Here is a 19,608-nt window from a genome sequence, read left to right as displayed (position 1 = left end):
TAACCTTGTAATGAGAAGCGCCTGCTACCGACGGCTAACGGCAGATCGGTCAATGGGATCTTGGAACACGCCGAAAGACGCGCAGAGCAACACGCCTCATTCGGCGCAAGACGCCGGCCAGCCTTGGAATACTCATCAGCACTCTCTCAAGACGGGTGACCATGAGCAGCCTGCCAATCTGAACCGAACGGACTGAGGCTGTTGTGCTTGCCGGTAAATTGTTGAACGAGGCATTGAGGGTTCGCGAATAAATGCCCAGGTGCATGGCGGGCACCATGATCACGAGATTTCGCTTTCGCAGCCTGGCGCTCAGATAGTTGTAACGAGCAATTTTCTGGATGAAGTCCATGCAGGTAGCCGAGTCATGCTGGCCAAAATCAATCAGCACCCAGTCGCTTTCGACTTTATCCATGTGCTGGGCAATTCTGTTCGCCACAATGCCGCTTACACCATTGTCGTGAAGAAAATCATCCAGGCAGAACAAAGCGTGTTCGGTCGATGAATCGCTGACGGGTAGTTCGGAGAGGTTGTAGCGGTCATCAATCACAAGGACGGGAACGGTCTTCCTATGCTCGTGCTGGATGCGCGCCAGCTGACAGATCAGTTGATGGCTGGCGGTACTGGAGCTCAACTGAGAAACGACGAATACCTTCACTTCGCCCCCTTGCTGTAGGACATGAAGGGGGTCGAGTTGTAGATGGCTTTCACAGCAGCCCAAAGGCTTTCAAAATAGAAACTTTTCCCGTTATTTCGATAAGCACGAACGGCCGAAATCAAAATGCCAGGGAGTGACAGAAGGTTGTGGTGAAAGTAATCATCCTGCTGACGAGCAAACCAGGTCTGCGTGCCGCGTTGACGCAACATATTGCGCACTTCGCAGCTCTGCGTGATCAGTGTCTGTTTGGCCAGCGCAGGGTCTGTGAGGAAGCGATTGACCAGAAACTCCTGACGCGTACTCGGTAGCTGGTCGAGCAAGACGAGCTTTTCGAAGTCGTCGATAAACTCTCTGACCGTCTCACTGTCGTTTTTGAAGGTGGACTGCTGAACTACGTTATCGATCAGTTCGATCCAGGCTCGAACAGAGACGTGATCAAGACCGGTTGGAATGACGACCGCCGACGGGTTGGCCAGGTATTTGTCAGCAAATTGCCGCAATCTGGCCAGCGCGGTCTCGGCAGACAGGTTCAAAAGAGGTTTCTTTTCCAGCAGGGACACATAACAAGGCCCCGATACGCCGAGACATCCGTCAACGGATTCGACCGGAGCATTGCCACCCAGCAGCGCCCGGGAGGTCACTGACTGAGTGATGCCGAAAGGGTTGATCCGGTTCGGAATACCCGCGCGAGACGCTCGCAATGCATGCTCGATGTCTTCGTATTCCACCCAGTGCAGGGACTCGTCCAGCGGCCAGGCATTCCATACGTCCTTGCGACAAATGTAGAGACTGCCTGTCGGGTAACTTGCATCGCTGTTGTAGCGCATCGGGCTGGCGAAACAGAACCCGGTCCGGTCGACGTCCGGGAATATTGAAGGCGCAATGGACTGGGCATTACCGCTGGTGCGGTGCAGCCCCAGCAGCCCCTGCGCGACCTCGTCCATAGCCATGCCGTAATCCGAGTAACGCCGCGGATGCATGCTGATTCGGTTATCGAAGAACATGCTTTGCAAGGTCATCAACGGATAGCGCGGACCAAAGCGGCGGACAACTTCCCCGAAGTGTTTTGGCAAAAAGACGCGGTCATGCAGGATCACCAGATTGCTGTGCCTGGCCTCCAGCGCGAGACGGTTTTTCTTCTTGCAGATCTGCACGGGCGGGGCCGTGATGTCCTCCCCCACGATGCGGACCTTGTCGAAATAGGCGAAGTTAGTTCCCGGCGTGCCGCACAGCAGTATCTCCTTGTGCGGGATGTCAATTTCCAGAATGCGCTTCACGACGGCATTGAGAACGGTGGCGTCGCCTGGACCGACAGGAATGCCGAAGGTCCAACTGTCGAGATCGTCGTTCGATTCCGCAGTCAGCCTGGACACTTTCTTGTAAGTGACCGAGCTGGCCGAACGCGCAATGACCTTGAGCGAGCCGGCGAAGTAATCACGATCCAGATAACACTCGATAGGCGAGTCTTCGATGACCGTGATTTTTTCGCCAACATTCAGAAAGTGCGCACCATCCCAAAGCAACAGCGGAGCCAGCGGTGAATCACTCTGGACACCATAAAAACAGTAGCTACCTGACCCATACAGACACAACGGACGCTGTGCGGCATGCAGTTTCCTGATCACCCGTTCAGGCTTGCGAAACGGATGCGCGCGGAACGAGATCAAGCTGGAACACTCATGGGGCAGCAGTAGCCCAACCGGGAGGCTGCGCAGACTGCCAGCCGCTATGTAACCGAGGCTTGGGTGATGCTGCAGATGGGTCGTTTTCATGGTCAGACGACGTACTTGTCAGCAAGCGCACCCGGCACCTTCACGACAACGGTGGTCGCATCGGTGAGCGCTTCGAACGCCGTGATGTCGCCCGGTTCCAGAACGATGATGTCGCCGGCATGCCAGACCTGATCGCGCATGTTGACCGACCCGGCGATGAGCACGGTTATCTCGGTGGCGACCTTGTGGTAATGAGCCGCTTCCTTTTCACCTGCCTTGTAGGTCTTGACCCCGACCTCACAGGACTCGGTACTGAAAACTGCAGGTTCGAATCCGCCCACGAACCAGCCTTTGACCATGTCTTCCAGTCTGGCCGTTTTCATCGCATTTCTCCTGCTTCGAAAGCGTGGAGCTGACTGTCGGTTTTCAATGGCCGGTACTGATTGGGTTCGATCCGGTAGACGCCGATCCTCTTCTGCAACAGCACCAGCTCATTAAGGGCGGGGGCTATGTAGAAGTTGTCGTTGACCCTGGCGTCCTTGCGAATCATCTCCTTGGCCGCCGATACGAACAGCGAGCCGGACTTGAACCAGTACACACCTGCAATGGCGTTTGAGCTGATCGGATTTTTTTCAGCAGCTTCGATAACCCGGCAGTCGCTATCCAGGCGCGCGAATGAATAACGAGGGTGCAGAGAATTGAAGATGACCACTCCGGCATCCTCATGACTTTGCCGAAACGCACGCACTACATCCTGCAGCTCGATATCCAGAAAATCGCTGACACTGAGAATCAGCAGTTCGTCATCGTTGTCGATTTCTTCACTCGCCAGAAGCGCCGTGCACGCCGCGCCCCGGGTGATGTTGTGAACCGGCAGAACACTGGCCGACGGGTGCATCTGCGGGACCATGTTGCGAAGGTGCAGCCGGGCGATATCGTGGTTCGAGAATGTGCAGATCATCCTGCGCGGCTGAAGTATTGCGCAGTTATCTATCAGTTTATGAATCAATGGCTTGCCGTTGTATTCGCACAGGTAGTGCGGGTACTCGCCCTCATCGTGCGGCGCCTCTGACTGCCTGCCGGTCAGAAGGATGATGTTCAGCGCGCTCACAGGACTGCCGCCTTTTCGAAGTTGATCTGCTCGACTTTGCCAAGAATGTTATTGAGGTTTACATCGCAGGTTTCAGCCACGACCAGCACATGTGCGCCGGAATCTCTCGCGGCCCTGATGCCATTCTCGTTGTCCTCGACGATCAGGCACTCTTCAGGCCGAAGACCCAATTGGCTGATGGCCTTGGTATAGATGTCCGGCGCTGGCTTGGCATGCCTGACGTCTTCGTTGGAGAGCCGCAGATCGAGGTATCGGTCGAGATCTGCCCTGTTCATCATGACCTCCACGGTGTTGCGAATGGAGTTGGACGCCACTGCCAGCTTGTAACCCAGCGTTTTCAGTGATGACAACGCGTATTGATGCACAAAGGTCGGTTTGCACTGGGCGTAAACGATCTCCATGGTGTACTGCTGTTTCATCTCGTTGATGAAGGCGTGCAACGCAACCGGCAGGTCGCGTTCGACACTCAGCATGTCGAGTTTGCGCGAGGTGGGCAGACCGTCGTAGGCGGTGAGGTGTTCGTGGCGACTGATGTTGTAACCGAACAGGCTGAGCGCTTTGTTCAATGCGTCGTAATGCCATTCTTTGGCGTCGATAAGGACACCGTCCATATCGAAAATCACTGCCTTGATCATGATTGCCTCACGTGAAGAAAGTGGCTGCGTCTGCGGGAAGATCAGTGCACAGCGTCAAACGGTCCTGCGACCTGAACTTGAGCAATTGCTGCCACAGGGCGTCATGACCACGCCCGTGCAATTCGGGTGACACCACACAAATTCGCTTGCCCAGGGAAAGAAGATCGCCAATGACCTGATTGGAGAACCACTCACCCTCAAAACCGTCAAGCCAGACGCCTGCAGCCTGTTCAAGCCAGGCAGGCGAAGGCTCAACGTCGCTGAGACGGGTGTAAGTGATGAGGTTGGCGTTGAGGTAACTGCGCATGTCCGGAACCGCCATATCGAAGGCGAACCAGTTGGTATGGCCGTACCGCGCGAAGGTTTCAGCGAGAGCCTGCGCCAGGCCATCCGCCTTGACGTTGATGGCCAGAGGCAGGTTGCGGTCCGCCATGATGTCGAGCAGGCCGTCCAGCGTCAGCTCGCCGCCCGCGGGCATGTCGTGGGAAATAACCAGCTGGCCAGCCACATCACGGACATCGGTTTCGGTGCCGAAGCCAAGGTCGAATGATCGATGAAAAGCTTCGGGCAGATTGCGCTCTGGCCTTTGCAGCCAATAGCCGCGATGGCTGATGATCTGCATGTCAGGCCTCTTTTACCGAGGCTGCCTGCCTGCTCAGCGGCAACGACAGGAACTGGTTGAGGTCTGCCGGGATGCCCAGGCCATACATGCCATGACCTTCTGCACCAATGCTGTAATGAATGACCCTGGCGCCCTGCCCGATGAGCTCGTTGTAAACCGGTGCGACATAGAACTCACCATTGACGCGAAGATCTTTCGCGACCATCGCCTCGATGGCCGATATCAGTTGACCTGCATGGCGAAAGTTATAGATGCCGACAGTGGCCTCGTCAGAGATAACCTCTTTTTCCACCACACGGTCGATCAGGCCTGCTGCACTGAAGCCCACGAACGACCATTTCGGATCGCTGGCTTTCATGGTCATGATCAAGCCCTCTGCATCGCTCTCGTTAATTACCTGCAGATAGGCGTTTATATCCACATCGACGTACTGGTCGCTGTTGGCAATCATCACTTGCTGGCTGTCGTCGAGCAGGTGCCTCGCTGCATACACCGAGCACGCAGCGCCCCCGGTCAGGCCGCCGAGTTCGACGATCTCGCAGCCGGGCGCCCAGGTACGCAGTTTTTCCCTCAGCCCGTAACGGGCGACCTGTTCCGCCTGACAGATAAAGATGAATCTGTGCGGGCACTCCGGCGTCAGGTTGTCGATCACGACCTTGATCATCGGCACACCATGTACAGGGATCAACGGTTTGGGATCGGTGTAGCCCGCAACCGCAAAGCGACTCCCGGCCCCGGCCATCGGAACGATAATTTGCAACATGGAAATACCTTTATGAATGGGGTGATGGCCAAGATGATTGGAAGCATGGCATCGCGAAACAATGAATCAGTAGTAACCGTGCTCGGTCATCCGGCCACGATCGAGCGTCAAGTAACGCTGGCAAAACTCTTTACCTTCTTCTACTGCGTGGGTAACAAGAATCAAGGCCATACCGTCATCCTGCATCATGCGAATTCGTTCGTGGCATTTGCGCTTGAACTCTTCGTCCCCTACCGCAAGAACTTCGTCAGCCAGTAATGTCTGAGGCTCTACATGAACGGCGACTGAAAAACCCAGCCTCATGTACATGCCTGACGAATAGTTCTTTACCGGCGTATCGATGAAGTTTCCCAACCCGGAAAAATCGACAATCTCGTTGAAACGCGAACGCACTTCCTTGTTACTCAATCCAAACAGGCTGGCATTGAGGTAGATATTTTCCTCGCCGGTCAGTTCAGGGTGAAAACCCACCCCTATTTCGATTAGCGGTGCCACCCGACCCACGCTGGTCAGACGCCCACTGGTGGGCACAAGAATGCGTGAGACCAATTGCAACAAAGTACTTTTACCTGAACCGTTATGCCCCACCAGTGCAAGCGACTCACCTTTGTGCAAGGTGAACGATACATCGCTGACTGCCGTGAATGTTTCGGCACGCTCACGATATTGAGCGTCAAACAGCCCCAGAAACTTCTTCTTCAAACCACCCCTGTTGTGGCGCAGAACAAACTGTTTGGTGAGGTTTTCTGCCTTGATGACGACGCGACTCATAGATACTCCACCACGTTGTCCACCTTCCTGAACATCAACAGGCCCACAAGCAACGACGCAGCGCCCATGAACACGCACAGCAGCAGATCACAGGTCTCCGGAACGACTCCGGTGTGCAGAATGCTGGTGAAAGTGTTGAAGTACAGGCCTATCGGGTTATAGGCCGCAATGCGGGCGATACCGTCGGGCAGAGATGAGGTCACCCATACGATGGGTGTGAGCCAGAACAGCAAGGGTAGAAACACGTCGATGAAGTGCTTGGCATCCCGTACGGTGACCTGAATGACACTGAGCGCCAGACCAAAGCCCATGATCAATGCCATGAATGCGATCAGCACAATCGGATAAAACAACAGCGCACGCGAAAAGACGCCACCGAGCATGGCAAATAGCGATGCATAGACGAGCATGCAGCCGGCCCAGAAAACAACGATTGCCAGCGCACCGGAAACGGGTAGTAACAGACGGGGAAAACGCAACTTTCGAATGAGGTTGCCGTTATTGATCAGCCACTCTCCGCTTTGCGAAACAATTTGTGCCAGAAGCATCCAGTGGACAACACCTGTCACCAGGTGCAGCGCGAAGCGATCCTGACTACTGGGCAGAATATAGGTGAACACCGTGTAATACGTGAGTGTTACAACCAGCGGATTGCCCAATGACCAGACAAAGCCCAACGTTGCGCCCATGTAACGGATTTTTATTTCCTTGGAAACAAGATTGATGATCAGGTCACGCCACTTCATAACGCCCGGACTGCAAAAAGACGGCATACGGTATCCAGCTATTAATAGGTAAATCAGAGAGAGCGACTTTGACAACCAAGATCATAAATGGCTAACCTTATGGCCTCATGCTGCGAACACATGTTCTCTTCTTTTACCCAGCCACAGCTATAGGACGCCGCCTTAGTTGCTGTAGGAATATTCCACAAACTCCCAGCGGTAGCGAAATGAGCCCCTCGCCACACTCGTTCACGATCGCAAGGCACTTCCCTGCACGCGCGTTGATCTATAACGTCGATGGTCCTTTGCAACACGACCGGTCCAGCGATCACCCTTGAACAAGCGAGGCTCCTCATGACCCAAACGTCCTACACCCCGCCGAAGGTCTGGCAGCAGGAAACAAAAGCGGGCGGCACGTTCGCCAGCATCAACCGGCCCGTTGCCGGCCCCACGCACGACAAGGTGCTGCCGGTCGGCAAGCACCCGCTGCAGCTTTATTCGCTGGCCACCCCCAACGGCGTGAAGGTCACGATCATGCTCGAAGAGCTGCTGGCGCTCGGGCACAGCGGCGCGGAATACGATGCCTGGCTGATCCGCATCTCCGAGGGCGATCAGTTCTCCAGCGGCTTTGTCGAGATCAACCCCAATTCCAAGATCCCGGCATTGCTGGATCGAAGCCATGAAACACCTGTTCGTGTATTCGAGTCCGGCTCTATCCTGCTGTACCTGGCAGAGAAGTTTTCCAGCTTCCTGCCCGCCGACCCGGCAGGCCGTACCGAAACGCTGAACTGGCTGTTCTGGCAGATGGGCGCTGCGCCGTATCTGGGTGGTGGTTTCGGGCATTTCTACGCCTATGCGCCCGAAAAACTCGAATACCCCATCAACCGCTTCGCGATGGAAGCCAAGCGCCAACTCGATGTGCTGAACCGTCGCCTGGGCGAGCACCGCTACCTGGCCGGCGACACCTACACGATTGCCGATATCGCGGTCTGGCCATGGTATGGCGCGCTGGTGCAGAACAAGGTGTATTCGGCTGCCGAATTCCTCTCGGTACACGAATACCCGAACCTGATTCGCTGGACAGAAGAAATCGCCGCACGCCCTGCCGTTATCAAAGGCCAGAAGGTCAATCGCACCTGGGGCGAAGAAGCCGATCAGGTTCCAGAGCGGCATCAGGCGTCCGATCTGGATAAATAAGGCACACGTCAAGTCCTTCGCGGACAGAAACCTGATGCTACAAACCCACAGGAAACTCTGGAACAGAACGTCCTGATCTGCACGTAAAGTAGCCGACCTTAGCCACCGCCCAAGGACGCGCCTTTATGAGCCGAACAACTGTTCTTCCAGACTTTCGCTTGCAATCGCCCATCAGGTTGCCACGCAGTGGAGTACTTTCAGTATGAGTACTCCCAACACACCGCATACGCCTGTACATGATCGCTTTGATGAAGTGCTCGCCATGATCCGGAGCGCTCGACAGCAGGCCGCACAAGCGGTGAACACCCAATTGATCGAGCTTTACTGGCAAGTCGGCGCTTACATCAGTCGCAAGCTTGAAAACGCTGAATGGGGTGACGCGGTGGTCACCCAGCTTGCAGAGCATCTGGCCACCACCCAGCCAGGACTGCGTGGTTTCACGCGCAGCAACCTTTTTCGCATGCGTCAATTCTATGAGATTTACCGTGCAGAAGAGAAAGTCGCGCCACTGGCGCGACAATTATCCTGGTCACATAACCTGATCATTTTCAGCCAGAGCAAGCGTCCTGAAGAACGCGAGTTCTACCTGAAAATGGCAACTCAGGAAAAGTGGTCAAAACGCGAACTTGAGCGCCAATTCAAGAACGCTCTATTCGAGCGCACTGTCACCCAGCCAGCCAAAGCCTCGGCGATGCTCAAGGAAAACCGGCCGGCCGCACTGGATATATTCCGTGATGCCTACATGGTGGAGTTTCTGGAGCTGCCACCGGGGCACGCCGAGGCGGACCTGCATGGCGGCTTGTTGAAACGCCTGAGGGACTTTCTGATCGAGCTAGGCCGCGATTTCTGCTTTGTCGGCTCCGAGTACGCGTTGCAGGTCGGCGGCCAGGACTTTGCTCTGGATCTGCTGTTTTTCCATCGAGGCCTCAATTGCCTCGTTGCCATTGAGCTCAAGGTCGGCCGCTTTGAGCCCGAATACCTCGGCAAACTGGACTTCTACCTGGAAGCGCTGGACCGCAACGAACGCAAACCCCATGAAAACCCGGCCATTGGCGTCTTACTCTGCGCCAGCAAAAACGACGAAGTCGTCGAGTACGCTCTGAACCGCTCGCTTTCACCCGCGTTGATTGCCGAGTACCAGACCCGCCTGCCGGACAGACAGTTACTGCAAGCGAAACTGCATGAATTCTACGCAAGCGCTGTGTTGAACGATCAGTGATACCTGCCAGGCGCACGATGCATTACGCTTGCGGGTACCAGCGCCGCAGCCTGCAAGCCTTTTCCACCCGGAGCCTCCAATGCCGCAAGCCAAAGACCCTCGTGCCCACACCGCCCTGTCGCAAAGCGGACGCAGTGCCAGCAGCGGGCCCGGGATTGCGGTCAACCCACCCGTCGTACGCCTCAGTACAGTGCTGTTCGACAGTCTGGAAAGCTTGCGGCAGGCGGAAATTCGCACCGCGGGGCCTGAGCGCTCGCTGACTTACGGTGCCAACGGCAACCCGACTGCGTTTGCCTTGCAAGACCTGATCTCCGAGCTCGAAGGCGCACACGGCACCTGCCTGTACCCGACCGGGCTGGCCGCAGTGGCGCAGATGTTTCAATCGTTTCTGCGTCCCGGCGATCATGTCCTGATGACCGAATCGGTCTATGGCCCTGTTCGGCGGCTGGCGAAAACCATGCTGACCGCCTTCGACATCCAGTTCGATTTCTACGCGGCCGACGGCAGTAACGTGGAATCGCTGATCAAGGCCAACACCCGGATGATCTATGCCGAGGTGCCCGGCTCGCTGACATTCGACATGTGTGACCTGCCTGCCCTATCACAGCTGTGCAAAGCAAGGAATCTGCTGCTGGCTGTGGATAACTCCTGGGGCTCGGGAGTGTTGTTCAAGCCGCTGGAGCTGGGCGCGGACATTTCGCTGATGGCCCTGACCAAGTACGTGGCCGGCCACTCCGACGTCATGATGGGCAGCGTCAGCACCACCGAAGCGCACTGGCATGCCCTGAAAACCATGAACACCGCCGTGGGCAATACCGTCAGCCCCGATGATGCCTATCTGGTGCTGCGTGGTGCCCGCAGTCTGGCGGCGCGCATGGCCATGCATGAGCGTCACGCGCTGCAGATCGCACAATGGCTGCAGGTCCAGCCCCAGGTTGCCCGCGTGCTCTATCTCGCGTTGCCGGACGATCCGGGCCACGCGATCTGGAAGCGCGACTTCCACGGCTGCAACGGCTTGCTCAGTTTTGAATTCAATACCACCGACCGGCAGGTGCTGGATCGCTTTACCGGCGCGTTGAAACTGTTCGGCGTCGGCTACTCCTGGGGTGGGTTTGAAAGCCTCATCACGGAAGTCGAACAACACGGTCCTGACCGCGGCGCTGGCCCGATGCTGCGGCTGCAGGTCGGCCTGGAAAGCCCGGAAGACCTGATCGCAGACCTGCGCAACGGATTCGCGGCAGGTTGAACCCGACAGGCGCTTGAAGAGCGCGGCTCCGTCGTCGCAATTTGCCCAGACGCCCTCGCTCTGCTAGTGTCGCGCGGTTTAACCTCTACCGGAAATGCCCCCATGGCCCGCAAGAAAGCTGCACTGGATTTCGAACAGTCACTCGCTGATCTGCAAGCGCTGGTAGAGCGGCTGGAGAATGGCGAGTTGTCGCTGGAAGACTCCCTGACCGCCTTCGAGCAAGGTGTACGCCTGACCCGCGACTGCCAGAGCGCCCTCACCCAGGCCGAGCAGAAGGTTCAGGTGCTGCTGGAACGCGATGGCGAGCTGAGCGAAGAGCCGTTCGACGATGCGGAACTCCCCGAATGATCGCGAGCTATCAAGCGCAAAGCCAGACTCGCGTCAACGCAGCACTCGACGGGCTGTTCAAGGCTCCGGGCCCTGAGCTCGAACGCCTCTACGAAGCCATGCGCTACAGCGTGATGAACGGCGGCAAGCGCGTGCGCCCGCTGCTCGCGTATGCCGCCTGCGAAGCACTGGGCGGTGTAGCCGAGGATGCCAACGGCGCCGCCTGTGCCGTTGAACTGATTCACGCCTACTCGCTGGTACATGACGATTTGCCGGCAATGGACGACGACGACCTGCGTCGCGGCCAGCCGACCACGCACAAGGCCTTCGATGAAGCCTGCGCAATCCTCGCCGGTGACGGCCTGCAAAGCCTGGCCTTCACGGCCCTGCTCGCCCCCCACCTGACGTCACGCGATGCCGAGACGCGTCTGCAGATGGTTACCGCCCTCGCGACTGCGGCCGGACCGGCAGGCATGGTGGGTGGTCAGGCTATCGATCTGGGTTCCGTGGGGCTGAAGCTCGATCAGGCCGCGCTGGAATACATGCATCGCCACAAGACCGGTGCATTGATCGAAGCCAGCGTCCGGCTTGGCGCACTGGCCAGCGGTCACGCCGATCAGCCGCGACTCGATGCTCTGCAGGTCTACGCGCGTGCGATCGGCCTGGCTTTTCAGGTTCAGGACGACATTCTCGATGTCGAAAGCGATACCGCGACCCTCGGCAAGCGCCAGGGTGCCGACATCGCCCGCGACAAGCCGACCTACCCGGCGCTGCTGGGCCTGGAAGCGGCCAAACACTACGCACTGGAACTGCGTGATCAGGCGCTGCAGGCGCTGAGCCCGTTCGATGCCGCCGCAGAGCCGTTGCGCCAGTTGGCACGCTACATCGTCGAACGTCGCCACTGACAACTGTCACCCGAACCGGAAAATCCGCTGAATCAACCACGCTTTATCGTGGTCTCAGTCATTACACATGTCAGTCGGCAGATCATCCGCCGACTCACTTCATGGGCAGCGTACGATGCATAAGGTAAACTGCCGCCTCTTTTACTTATAACGATTCGCCTGATGCCCACGACGTTCAAAGAGATCCCCCGCGAGCGCCCGGTCACGCCGTTGCTCGACCGAGCCGATACCCCGCACGGCCTGCGCCGTCTGGGCGAAGCCGAGCTGGAAACCCTGGCCGATGAGCTGCGCCTGGAATTGCTGTATTCCGTTGGCCAGACCGGAGGGCATTTTGGTGCCGGTCTCGGGGTCATCGAGCTGACCATCGCGCTGCATTACGTTTTCGACACCCCGGACGACCGTCTGGTGTGGGACGTGGGTCATCAAGCCTATCCGCACAAGATCCTCACCGGCCGTCGCGCGCGCATGTCCACCCTGCGCCAGAAGGACGGGGTTGCGGCCTTTCCGCGTCGCAGCGAAAGCGAGTACGACACCTTTGGTGTCGGGCACTCCAGCACCTCGATCAGCGCCGCGCTGGGCATGGCGATTGCCTCGCGCCTGCAGGGCAGCGAGCGCAAATCGATTGCCGTGATCGGCGACGGAGCGCTGACTGCCGGTATGGCCTTCGAAGCGCTGAACCACGCGCCGGAAGTGGCCGCCGACATGCTGGTGATCCTCAACGACAACGACATGTCGATCTCGCGCAATGTCGGCGGGCTGTCGAATTACCTGGCCAAGATTCTTTCCAGCCGCACCTACAGCAGCATGCGTGAAGGCAGCAAAAAGGTGCTTTCGCGCCTTCCCGGTGCTTGGGAAATCGCGCGGCGCACCGAGGAGTACGCCAAAGGCATGCTGGTCCCGGGCACGCTCTTCGAAGAGCTGGGCTGGAACTATATCGGTCCTATCGACGGCCACGACCTGCCGACCCTGATCGCCACCCTGCGCAACATGCGTGACCTGAAGGGCCCGCAGTTTCTGCATGTGGTGACCAAAAAGGGCAAGGGGTTTGAACCGGCCGAAGTCGATCCGATCGGCTATCACGCCATCACCAAGCTCGAGCCGCTGAATGCGCCTGCCGCGCAGAAAAAGATCAGCGCACCGAAATACTCCGGCGTGTTCGGCCAGTGGATCTGTGACATGGCCGACGCTGACGCACGCCTGGTTGGCATCACGCCTGCGATGAAGGAAGGTTCGGATCTGGTCGCGTTCAGCGAACGCTTCCCCGAGCGCTACTTCGACGTGGCCATTGCCGAGCAACACGCAGTGACCCTGGCAGCCGGTATGGCCTGCGAAGGCAGCAAGCCGGTGGTGGCGATCTATTCGACCTTCCTGCAACGTGGCTACGATCAGTTGATCCACGACGTCGCGGTACAGAACCTCGACGTACTGTTCGCCATCGACCGCGCCGGGCTGGTAGGCGAAGACGGCCCGACTCACGCAGGCAGCTTCGACCTCTCCTACCTGCGCTGCATCCCCGGCATGCTGGTGATGACGCCGAGCGATGAAAACGAACTGCGCAAGCTGCTCAGCACCGGTTACCTGCATACCGGCCCTGCGGCAGTACGCTACCCACGCGGCACCGGCCCTAATGCGGTGATCGAGGCCAATCTTGAACCGGTCGAGATCGGCAAGGGCGTTGTGCGGCGTCAGGGCCAGGGCGTTGCGATACTGGCGTTCGGCGTGCAACTGGCCGAGGCGTTGGTGGTGGCCGAGAAGCTCGACGCAACAGTGATCGACATGCGCTTCGTCAAACCACTGGACGAAGCCTTGGTGAGCGAAGCTGCCGCCAATCACGAGTTGCTGGTCACACTGGAAGAAAACGCCGTCATGGGCGGTGCCGGTGCTGCGGTCAGCGAGTTCTTGGCCCGCGCCAATATCCTCAAGTCGGTATTGCACCTGGGCCTGCCGGATGTCTACGTCGAGCACGCCAAGCCTGCGCAGATGCTCACCGAGTGCGGCCTGGATGCCCAAGGGATCGAAGCCGCGATCAACGAGCGACTGGCGCTGATTGGCTGACTGCCAGAGGTTCCTCATGCGCCTGGCGTGAGGAACGATCATCACCCGTCTTCGTGCAGCAATCCTGATAACATGCTGCGCACTTCGACACTGCCGCGATGCCAGCCGATGCCTCATGTGACCCGCTCCGCCTCCACGCCTGAATTGACCTCGTTGTTCGCCGCCTTGCAGCAGCACTTCATGCAGGTCGTCGTTCCGTTGTGGCAGGGTCCTGGCTGGAACGCGCAACTGGCATTGCCCTACGAAGCACTCGACGCCAGCGATCAACCGTTGCCGCCGCAACGCTATCGCGCCATGGCCTGTGCGCGTCAGCTGTTTCTGTTTTCCAGCCTCATCGATCACGCACAAGTGCCAGATGCACGGGCGCGGGCCGGTGAATTGTTCCGATCTCTGCAACAGCACTTCCACGATGCCGAGCATGGCGGCTGGTTCTACAGCATCGATCCACAGGGCAAGCCGCTGGATCGCCGCAAGGACCTCTACACCCACGCCTTCATTATTTTTGCCTGCGCGCATTACTGGGCGAAAGTGCAGGACCCGCTGGCAGAGTCGGTGCTCAACGCAGCGCTCAACGTTATCGCCGAACGCTTTGCCGACGAAGACGGGCTTTACGAGGCGCAGCTCGATGAAGACTGGTCGGTATTGGGCACCGGACCGTTGCAAAACCCCTTGATGCACCTGGCAGAGGCCTTTCTGGCCACCCTGTCGGTGCGTGCCGACCCTGCCACGCAAGCGGCACTGGACGCGCTGGTTATCCACATGCAGCGCCGTTTCGTCGATACGGCAACCGGCGTGATGCTGGAGAAGCCTCTGGGCGCTGTGGATAACTGGTACGAGCCAGGTCATCAATTCGAATGGTTCTTCCTGCTGCAATCGTCGCCGGAACTGCACGGACGCGAGCTGCATGAATCCATGACCCGCGCGTTCGCCTACGCCCAGGCGCAGGGTGTCGATCCACACAGCGGGGCGGTGACGGCGATGCTGGCGCTCGATGGTACGGTGCGCGATGCCACCCAGCGTATCTGGGCCCAGGCGGAATACCTGCGGGCCATGGCCCTGCGCCCGGACTGCGAGCTGGCCTTGACTGAGCAGTTGTCGGCCTTCGAGCAGCGCTTTCTGCATGCCAAGGGCTGGAACGAGTGCGTCGAGCCCGATGGCAGGGTCAGCCGCAGCGACATGCCGTCGACCACGCCCTACCACTTGGCCACCTGCTACATCGGCCTGGCGGATTTCGTCGAAAACCGCTTCGTCAGCGCATTCCCGCCGCCAACGCCGGCAGACAGCTGATCGGGCCCCAGCTGCGCGGCCCGATCAGCACGTCAATCAACCGCGGTTGCGATCAATCGCAAAGCCGGCCCAGGTCTGGCTGACCGGCATCAGTTCCAGGCTGTTGATATTGACGTGGGCTGGCGTGTTCATGATCCAGAAGATGGTGTCGGCGATGTCCTGAGGCTGAATCGGCTCGGCACCTGCGTAGGTGGCGTCGTACTTGGCCTGATCGCCACCGAAACGCACCAGCGAAAACTCGCTCTCGCACAACCCCGGCTCAAGGTTGGTGACGCGCACGCCCGTGCCGATCAGATCGTTGCGCAGGTTCAGCGAGAACTGCCCGACAAAGGCCTTGGTGCCGCCGTAGACGTTACCGCCCGGATACGGGTAGTTACCGGCGACCGACCCCAGGTTGACGATGCTCGCGCCGCGACCATGCGCGATCAGGCGTGGCAGCAGCAGACGCGTGGTGTAGACCAGACCTTTGACGTTGGTATCGATCATGGTGTCCCAGTCATCCAGATCGCACTTGGGTGCAGGATCGATTCCCAGCGCCAGGCCGGCATTGTTGATCAGCCCGCGAATGCTGCCGAACTCTTCAGGCAAACCTGCGATGCCGCTCTCCATCGCCTTGCGGTCACGCACATCCAGCACCAGCGTATGCACCTTGGTCTGCTTCGACAGCTCGGCGCTCAAGGCATCCAGACGGTCCTTGCGTCGACCGGTCAGCACCAGCGACCAGCCTGCCTCGGCGAAACGGCGGGCACACGCCTCGCCAAAACCGGAAGTGGCGCCCGTGATGAATACAGTGGAAGTCATTTCATTCTCCTGACATGGCGCAAAAACAGCGCTGCCTGTTAATAAGTTTCTGGCAAGGGCAGCAGAATGCCCGCCAGCGGGACATCGATGCAACAACCGAGTGTATTTGTACAAAAAACAACCAACCCGAAGCAAGCCTTGCGCCACGGGCCTCACAGACACTTTTGCCCACCTTATCCACAGTCAGACCCACAATCTCTGGGGGCAAGTCAGTGACGCTGCACGTCACGTGTTTCGGGGCCTGCAGCGTATCAGGCGAAGTTTTTTCCTTGACTTTGCCCGACACCGCCAAGAGGTCGCCAAGCGTCAGAAAACGGTGATGGCCTGTAGCCCAGACCCTATAACGTCCGGGGCAGTCTTTCCAAGGCTTGTTAACAGACTTATCCACAGGCTGTTAACCTGAAAAAGCTGTATGAACGACCAGCCTCGATGCTGTTGACAAACGCCCCGTAAAGTTGGCCGAAAACCTCTGTACGAAATTTAACCACTCTTCTACAGGCCTTATGCATAAAGGGCTGCAGGCAAATACTCCCAAGTTATTAACAGCCGATTCCACAGTAAACCTGAACAAGTCAAAACGGTGACAAAACAATCATTTGCAGCGGTTTTATGTCGCACTTATGAGACGCGCCAAAATTGTTTTCCACAATTCCATACGACCGCGCCCCGGATGTTTGAGCATCCGGGGCGCGCGAAGAAAACGGCAGGGTTTTGACGAATTCAGTGCCCGCCCAGATAAGCGTTCCTTACCTCTTCATTTACCAGCAATTCCTTCCCGGTGCCGGACAGTCGAATCTCGCCATTGACCATGACATAGGCCCGGTCAGACAGCTTGAGCGCATGGTTGGCGTTCTGCTCGACCAGGAATATCGTCATGCCCGTGGCTGCCAGTTCACGCAGGGTCGAAAAGATCTGTTTGACGATGATCGGTGCCAGGCCCAGGCTTGGCTCATCGAGCAACAGCAGCTTCGGACGACTCATCAGCGCGCGGGCGATGGCGAGCATTTGCTGCTCGCCTCCGGACATGGTCATGGCGCGCTGATTGCGACGTTCCTTGAGCCTGGGGAACAGCTCGAACATGCGCTGCATGTCTTCGGCCGAATGCTTGTCGCCAATCGGAATGGTGCCCATCATCAGGTTTTCCTCGACCGACATGTCGGGAAAGACCCGCCGCCCTTCCGGCGACTGCGCAATGCCGTTGGAGGCGATGTAATGCGAGGACTTCTGGGTGATGTCGGTGCCCTGATAGATGATCTGCCCGCTGGCCGCGCGCGGCTGACCGAAGATCGACATCAGCAGCGTGGACTTGCCCGCGCCGTTGGAGCCGATCAGGCTCACCGTTTCGCCCTCATTGATGTGCAGCGAGACTTTCTTAAGGGCCTGAATAGGCCCGTAAAACACATCGATCTCTTTCAGTTCGAGGATCGGCTTGCTCATACCAGCTCCTCTTCATCAGCGCCCAGATACGCGGCGATCACCTTGGGGTCGTTACGGATCTGTTCCGGCCCGCCCATCGCAATCACGTTGCCATGGTCGAGCACCACAATATCGTCGGAAATCCCCATGACCATGCCCATGTCGTGCTCGATCAGCACGATGGTCATGTCGTGCTCGTCACGCAGCAGACGAATCATGCCGCTGAGTGCCTCGGTTTCCTGCGGGTTGAGGCCGGCAGCAGGCTCATCCAGGCAGATCACCTGCGGCCGCGTGCACATGGCTCGCGCAATCTCCAGACGGCGTTGCTGCCCGTAGGACAACTCGCCAGCCAGACGGTTGGCGCAGTCCACCAGATCGACCACCTCCAGCCAGTAGAACGCGGTATTCAGCGCGTCCTCTTCGGCCTTGCGATAGCCCCTGGTATTCAGAATCCCGCTGATCAGGCTGCGGTTGACCCACATGTGCTGGGCGACCAGCAGGTTTTCGACCACCGACATTTCCTTGAACAGGCGAATGTTCTGGAACGTGCGCGCCAGCCCTGCCCTGTTGACCAGATGGGTGCCGCCGAACATTTTGTAGTACACCCGGCTGAGGAAGCTTTTCGGCGACACGAAGTCAGTCGCCTGGAACGGCTCGCCCAACAGCCTGATCACGTTGGTGGTCTTGCCACGGGTATGCAGCTCGATGCGTCCGCCAGTGGCCTTGTAGAAACCGGTCAGGCAGTTGAAGACCGTGGTCTTGCCTGCACCGTTGGGGCCGATCAGGGCGAAAATCGAATTGCGACGGACCTTGAGGCTGACGTCGCTGAGGGCCTTGATGCCGCCAAAGTGCATCATCAGGTGCTCGACGGAGAGAATCACTTCAGTGCTCATCGCGCAGCCCCCTCTGTCACCAGCGCGCCTTTGCGCGGTTTCACCCCGGTGCGGCTGATGCGAATCAGGCCGCGTGGTCGCCAGATCATCATCAGCACCATCAGAATCCCGAACAGCAGCACGCGGTACTCGGAGAAGCTGCGCAACAGTTCAGGCGCAACGGTCAGCACGAACGCGGCGATCACCACACCGACGGTCGAGCCCATGCCGCCCAGCACCACAATCGCCAGAATCAGCGCCGACTCGAAAAAGGTGAATGAGGTCGGGTTGACGAAGCCCTGGTAGCTGGCAAAAAACACCCCGGCAAGGCCTGCGGTCGATGCGCCAATCGTGAACGCCGACAGCTTGACCAGCACGTGATTGAGGCCCATCGAACGACAGGCGATCTCGTCCTCGCGCAAGGCTTCCCAGGCACGCCCGATCGGCATGCGCGTCAGGCGATGCTTGATGAACAACACCGCCAGCACGACCAGGAACAGCACGGCGTAGATGAAGATGAATTTCAGGTCCGGGTTGTAATCGAAGCCGAAATATTCATGAATCGGCACCCCGCCATCCTTGGCGCGTCGGCCGAATTCCAGCCCGAGGAAGGTGGGCGCGGGCACCGGCACACCGTTCGGGCCGCCGGTGAACGACAGCCAGTTGTTCAGCACCAGGCGAATGATCTCGCCGAACCCGAGGGTCACGATGGCCAGATAGTCGCCATGCATGCGCAACACCGGGAAGCCGAGAATGCATCCGGCCAGCGCCGCCGCAATCGCCGCCAGCGGTAACGCCGACCAGAAGCCCAGGCCCAGATACTGATAGCCCAGCGCCAGACCATAAGCACCGATGGCGTAAAACGCCACGTAGCCAAGGTCGAGCAGCCCCGCCAGACCGACCACGATGTTCAGACCCAGGCCGAGCAGCACGTAGATCAGACCGAGGATGACCACGGTCAGAATGTACTTGTTGGCGAAGATCGGGAACACGATGGCAATCACGATCAGCAGCGGAATGATCCAGTACAAGCGTGATCGATGATCCGGTTTGAGCACATGCACGCCGGAGTCGGAGCTTTCGAAGCTCTGGGAAACACGCAGGCCTCTGGGTGTTTGCAGAAACAGACTGATCAGAAAGCGACCGATCATGACCACGCCCACCAGCCAGGCCACGCGGGTCGGCTGCAGGTTGAAGCTGTAGCCATCGAGCACGATCCCGACGATGGGGCCAAACACGATCAGCGCCAGCAACCCGGCAACCCGGCAACCACGGCGTCTATCAGACTC

Annotated in this window: 20 protein-coding genes; 7 read left to right on the top strand and 13 right to left on the bottom strand. The window is 58.4% G+C overall.

All coding sequences use genetic code 11. The features are described 5' to 3' along the window. Positions 1-49 precede the first annotated feature (49 nt). The 9 genes from V476_RS14145 to V476_RS14105 all read right to left on the bottom strand — a co-directional run bounded on the left by V476_RS14145 (position 50) and on the right by V476_RS14105 (position 7,042). Positions 50-655 carry a hypothetical protein gene (locus V476_RS14145; RefSeq protein ID WP_003317243.1) on the bottom strand — a complete coding sequence of 202 codons (606 nt, stop codon included), beginning with the start codon at positions 653-655 and terminating at the stop codon, positions 50-52. Then, positions 652-2,427 (bottom strand): hypothetical protein, encoded by a 1,776-nt coding sequence (locus tag V476_RS14140; protein WP_024960652.1) that lies wholly within the window; start codon positions 2,425-2,427, stop codon positions 652-654. The genes V476_RS14145 and V476_RS14140 overlap by 4 nt, the downstream gene beginning before the upstream one ends. Positions 2,428-2,429: 2 nt before the next feature. Next, the gene (locus tag V476_RS14135; protein ID WP_003317241.1) at positions 2,430-2,750 is read right to left on the bottom strand and encodes a hypothetical protein; all 321 of its coding nucleotides are present in this window, start codon (positions 2,748-2,750) and stop codon (positions 2,430-2,432) included. Continuing rightward, on the bottom strand, positions 2,747-3,478 hold the full coding sequence (locus V476_RS14130) for a glycosyltransferase family 2 protein (protein WP_024960653.1): 732 nt from the start codon (positions 3,476-3,478) through the stop codon (positions 2,747-2,749). Before V476_RS14130 ends, V476_RS14135 begins: the two co-directional genes overlap by 4 nt. Beyond that, the gene (locus V476_RS14125) at positions 3,475-4,113 is read right to left on the bottom strand and encodes an HAD family hydrolase (protein ID WP_024662685.1); all 639 of its coding nucleotides are present in this window, start codon (positions 4,111-4,113) and stop codon (positions 3,475-3,477) included. Before V476_RS14125 ends, V476_RS14130 begins: the two co-directional genes overlap by 4 nt. Positions 4,114-4,120: 7 nt before the next feature. Continuing rightward, positions 4,121-4,735, bottom strand: a complete 615-nt coding sequence (locus tag V476_RS14120; protein ID WP_024960654.1) for a PI-PLC domain-containing protein — start codon at positions 4,733-4,735, stop codon at positions 4,121-4,123. A gap of 1 nt (position 4,736) precedes the next feature. Beyond that, positions 4,737-5,498: a glycosyltransferase family 2 protein gene (locus tag V476_RS14115; protein ID WP_024960655.1), complete on the bottom strand. Its 762-nt coding sequence runs from the start codon at positions 5,496-5,498 to the stop codon at positions 4,737-4,739. A 66-nt stretch (positions 5,499-5,564) separates the two neighbouring features. Continuing rightward, on the bottom strand, positions 5,565-6,269 hold the full coding sequence (locus V476_RS14110; RefSeq protein WP_024960656.1) for an ABC transporter ATP-binding protein: 705 nt from the start codon (positions 6,267-6,269) through the stop codon (positions 5,565-5,567). Next, on the bottom strand, positions 6,266-7,042 hold the full coding sequence (locus tag V476_RS14105) for an ABC transporter permease (RefSeq protein WP_024960657.1): 777 nt from the start codon (positions 7,040-7,042) through the stop codon (positions 6,266-6,268). Before V476_RS14105 ends, V476_RS14110 begins: the two co-directional genes overlap by 4 nt. A gap of 306 nt (positions 7,043-7,348) precedes the next feature. On the opposite strand from V476_RS14105, the gene yghU reads away from it, so the two are divergent. The 7 genes from yghU to V476_RS14070 all read left to right on the top strand — a co-directional run bounded on the left by yghU (position 7,349) and on the right by V476_RS14070 (position 15,230). Further along, positions 7,349-8,191, top strand: coding sequence for a glutathione-dependent disulfide-bond oxidoreductase (gene yghU, locus V476_RS14100; RefSeq protein WP_003317234.1), 843 nt, complete (start codon positions 7,349-7,351; stop codon positions 8,189-8,191). Positions 8,192-8,393: 202 nt separating this feature from the next. Then, positions 8,394-9,410, top strand: coding sequence for a PDDEXK nuclease domain-containing protein (locus tag V476_RS14095; RefSeq protein ID WP_024960658.1), 1,017 nt, complete (start codon positions 8,394-8,396; stop codon positions 9,408-9,410). A 79-nt stretch (positions 9,411-9,489) separates the two neighbouring features. Beyond that, positions 9,490-10,656 carry a cystathionine beta-lyase gene (metC, locus tag V476_RS14090; RefSeq protein ID WP_024960659.1) on the top strand — a complete coding sequence of 389 codons (1,167 nt, stop codon included), beginning with the start codon at positions 9,490-9,492 and terminating at the stop codon, positions 10,654-10,656. A 102-nt stretch (positions 10,657-10,758) separates the two neighbouring features. After that, complete coding sequence (locus V476_RS14085) at positions 10,759-11,004, top strand: exodeoxyribonuclease VII small subunit (RefSeq protein WP_002551852.1); 246 nt, start codon at positions 10,759-10,761, stop codon at positions 11,002-11,004. Further along, positions 11,001-11,888, top strand: coding sequence for a polyprenyl synthetase family protein (locus V476_RS14080; protein ID WP_010407759.1), 888 nt, complete (start codon positions 11,001-11,003; stop codon positions 11,886-11,888). Before V476_RS14085 ends, V476_RS14080 begins: the two co-directional genes overlap by 4 nt. A 162-nt stretch (positions 11,889-12,050) precedes the next feature. Continuing rightward, the gene (dxs, locus tag V476_RS14075) at positions 12,051-13,943 is read left to right on the top strand and encodes a 1-deoxy-D-xylulose-5-phosphate synthase (protein WP_003422330.1); all 1,893 of its coding nucleotides are present in this window, start codon (positions 12,051-12,053) and stop codon (positions 13,941-13,943) included. Between the two features lie 72 nt (positions 13,944-14,015). Beyond that, on the top strand, positions 14,016-15,230 hold the full coding sequence (locus V476_RS14070; protein ID WP_024960660.1) for an AGE family epimerase/isomerase: 1,215 nt from the start codon (positions 14,016-14,018) through the stop codon (positions 15,228-15,230). Positions 15,231-15,266: 36 nt separating this feature from the next. Here V476_RS14070 and V476_RS14065 read toward each other — a convergent pair whose 3' ends face one another. The 4 genes from V476_RS14065 to livM all read right to left on the bottom strand — a co-directional run bounded on the left by V476_RS14065 (position 15,267) and on the right by livM (position 19,572). Further along, positions 15,267-16,031 carry an SDR family oxidoreductase gene (locus V476_RS14065; RefSeq protein WP_003317227.1) on the bottom strand — a complete coding sequence of 255 codons (765 nt, stop codon included), beginning with the start codon at positions 16,029-16,031 and terminating at the stop codon, positions 15,267-15,269. Between the two features lie 720 nt (positions 16,032-16,751). Then, the gene (locus V476_RS14060; protein ID WP_003317226.1) at positions 16,752-17,468 is read right to left on the bottom strand and encodes an ABC transporter ATP-binding protein; all 717 of its coding nucleotides are present in this window, start codon (positions 17,466-17,468) and stop codon (positions 16,752-16,754) included. Beyond that, complete coding sequence (locus V476_RS14055) at positions 17,465-18,340, bottom strand: ABC transporter ATP-binding protein (protein ID WP_003317225.1); 876 nt, start codon at positions 18,338-18,340, stop codon at positions 17,465-17,467. The genes V476_RS14060 and V476_RS14055 overlap by 4 nt, the downstream gene beginning before the upstream one ends. Continuing rightward, on the bottom strand, positions 18,337-19,572 hold the full coding sequence (gene livM / locus V476_RS14050) for a high-affinity branched-chain amino acid ABC transporter permease LivM (protein ID WP_373365901.1): 1,236 nt from the start codon (positions 19,570-19,572) through the stop codon (positions 18,337-18,339). Before livM ends, V476_RS14055 begins: the two co-directional genes overlap by 4 nt. Positions 19,573-19,608: the final 36 nt, after the last annotated feature.

Origin of the sequence: Pseudomonas syringae KCTC 12500 (assembly GCF_000507185.2) — a bacterium.
Taxonomy (GTDB): domain Bacteria; phylum Pseudomonadota; class Gammaproteobacteria; order Pseudomonadales; family Pseudomonadaceae; genus Aquipseudomonas; species Aquipseudomonas syringae.
The sequence above is the reverse complement of the archived record's forward strand: the minus strand, read 5'-3'. Positions and strand labels throughout refer to the sequence as shown.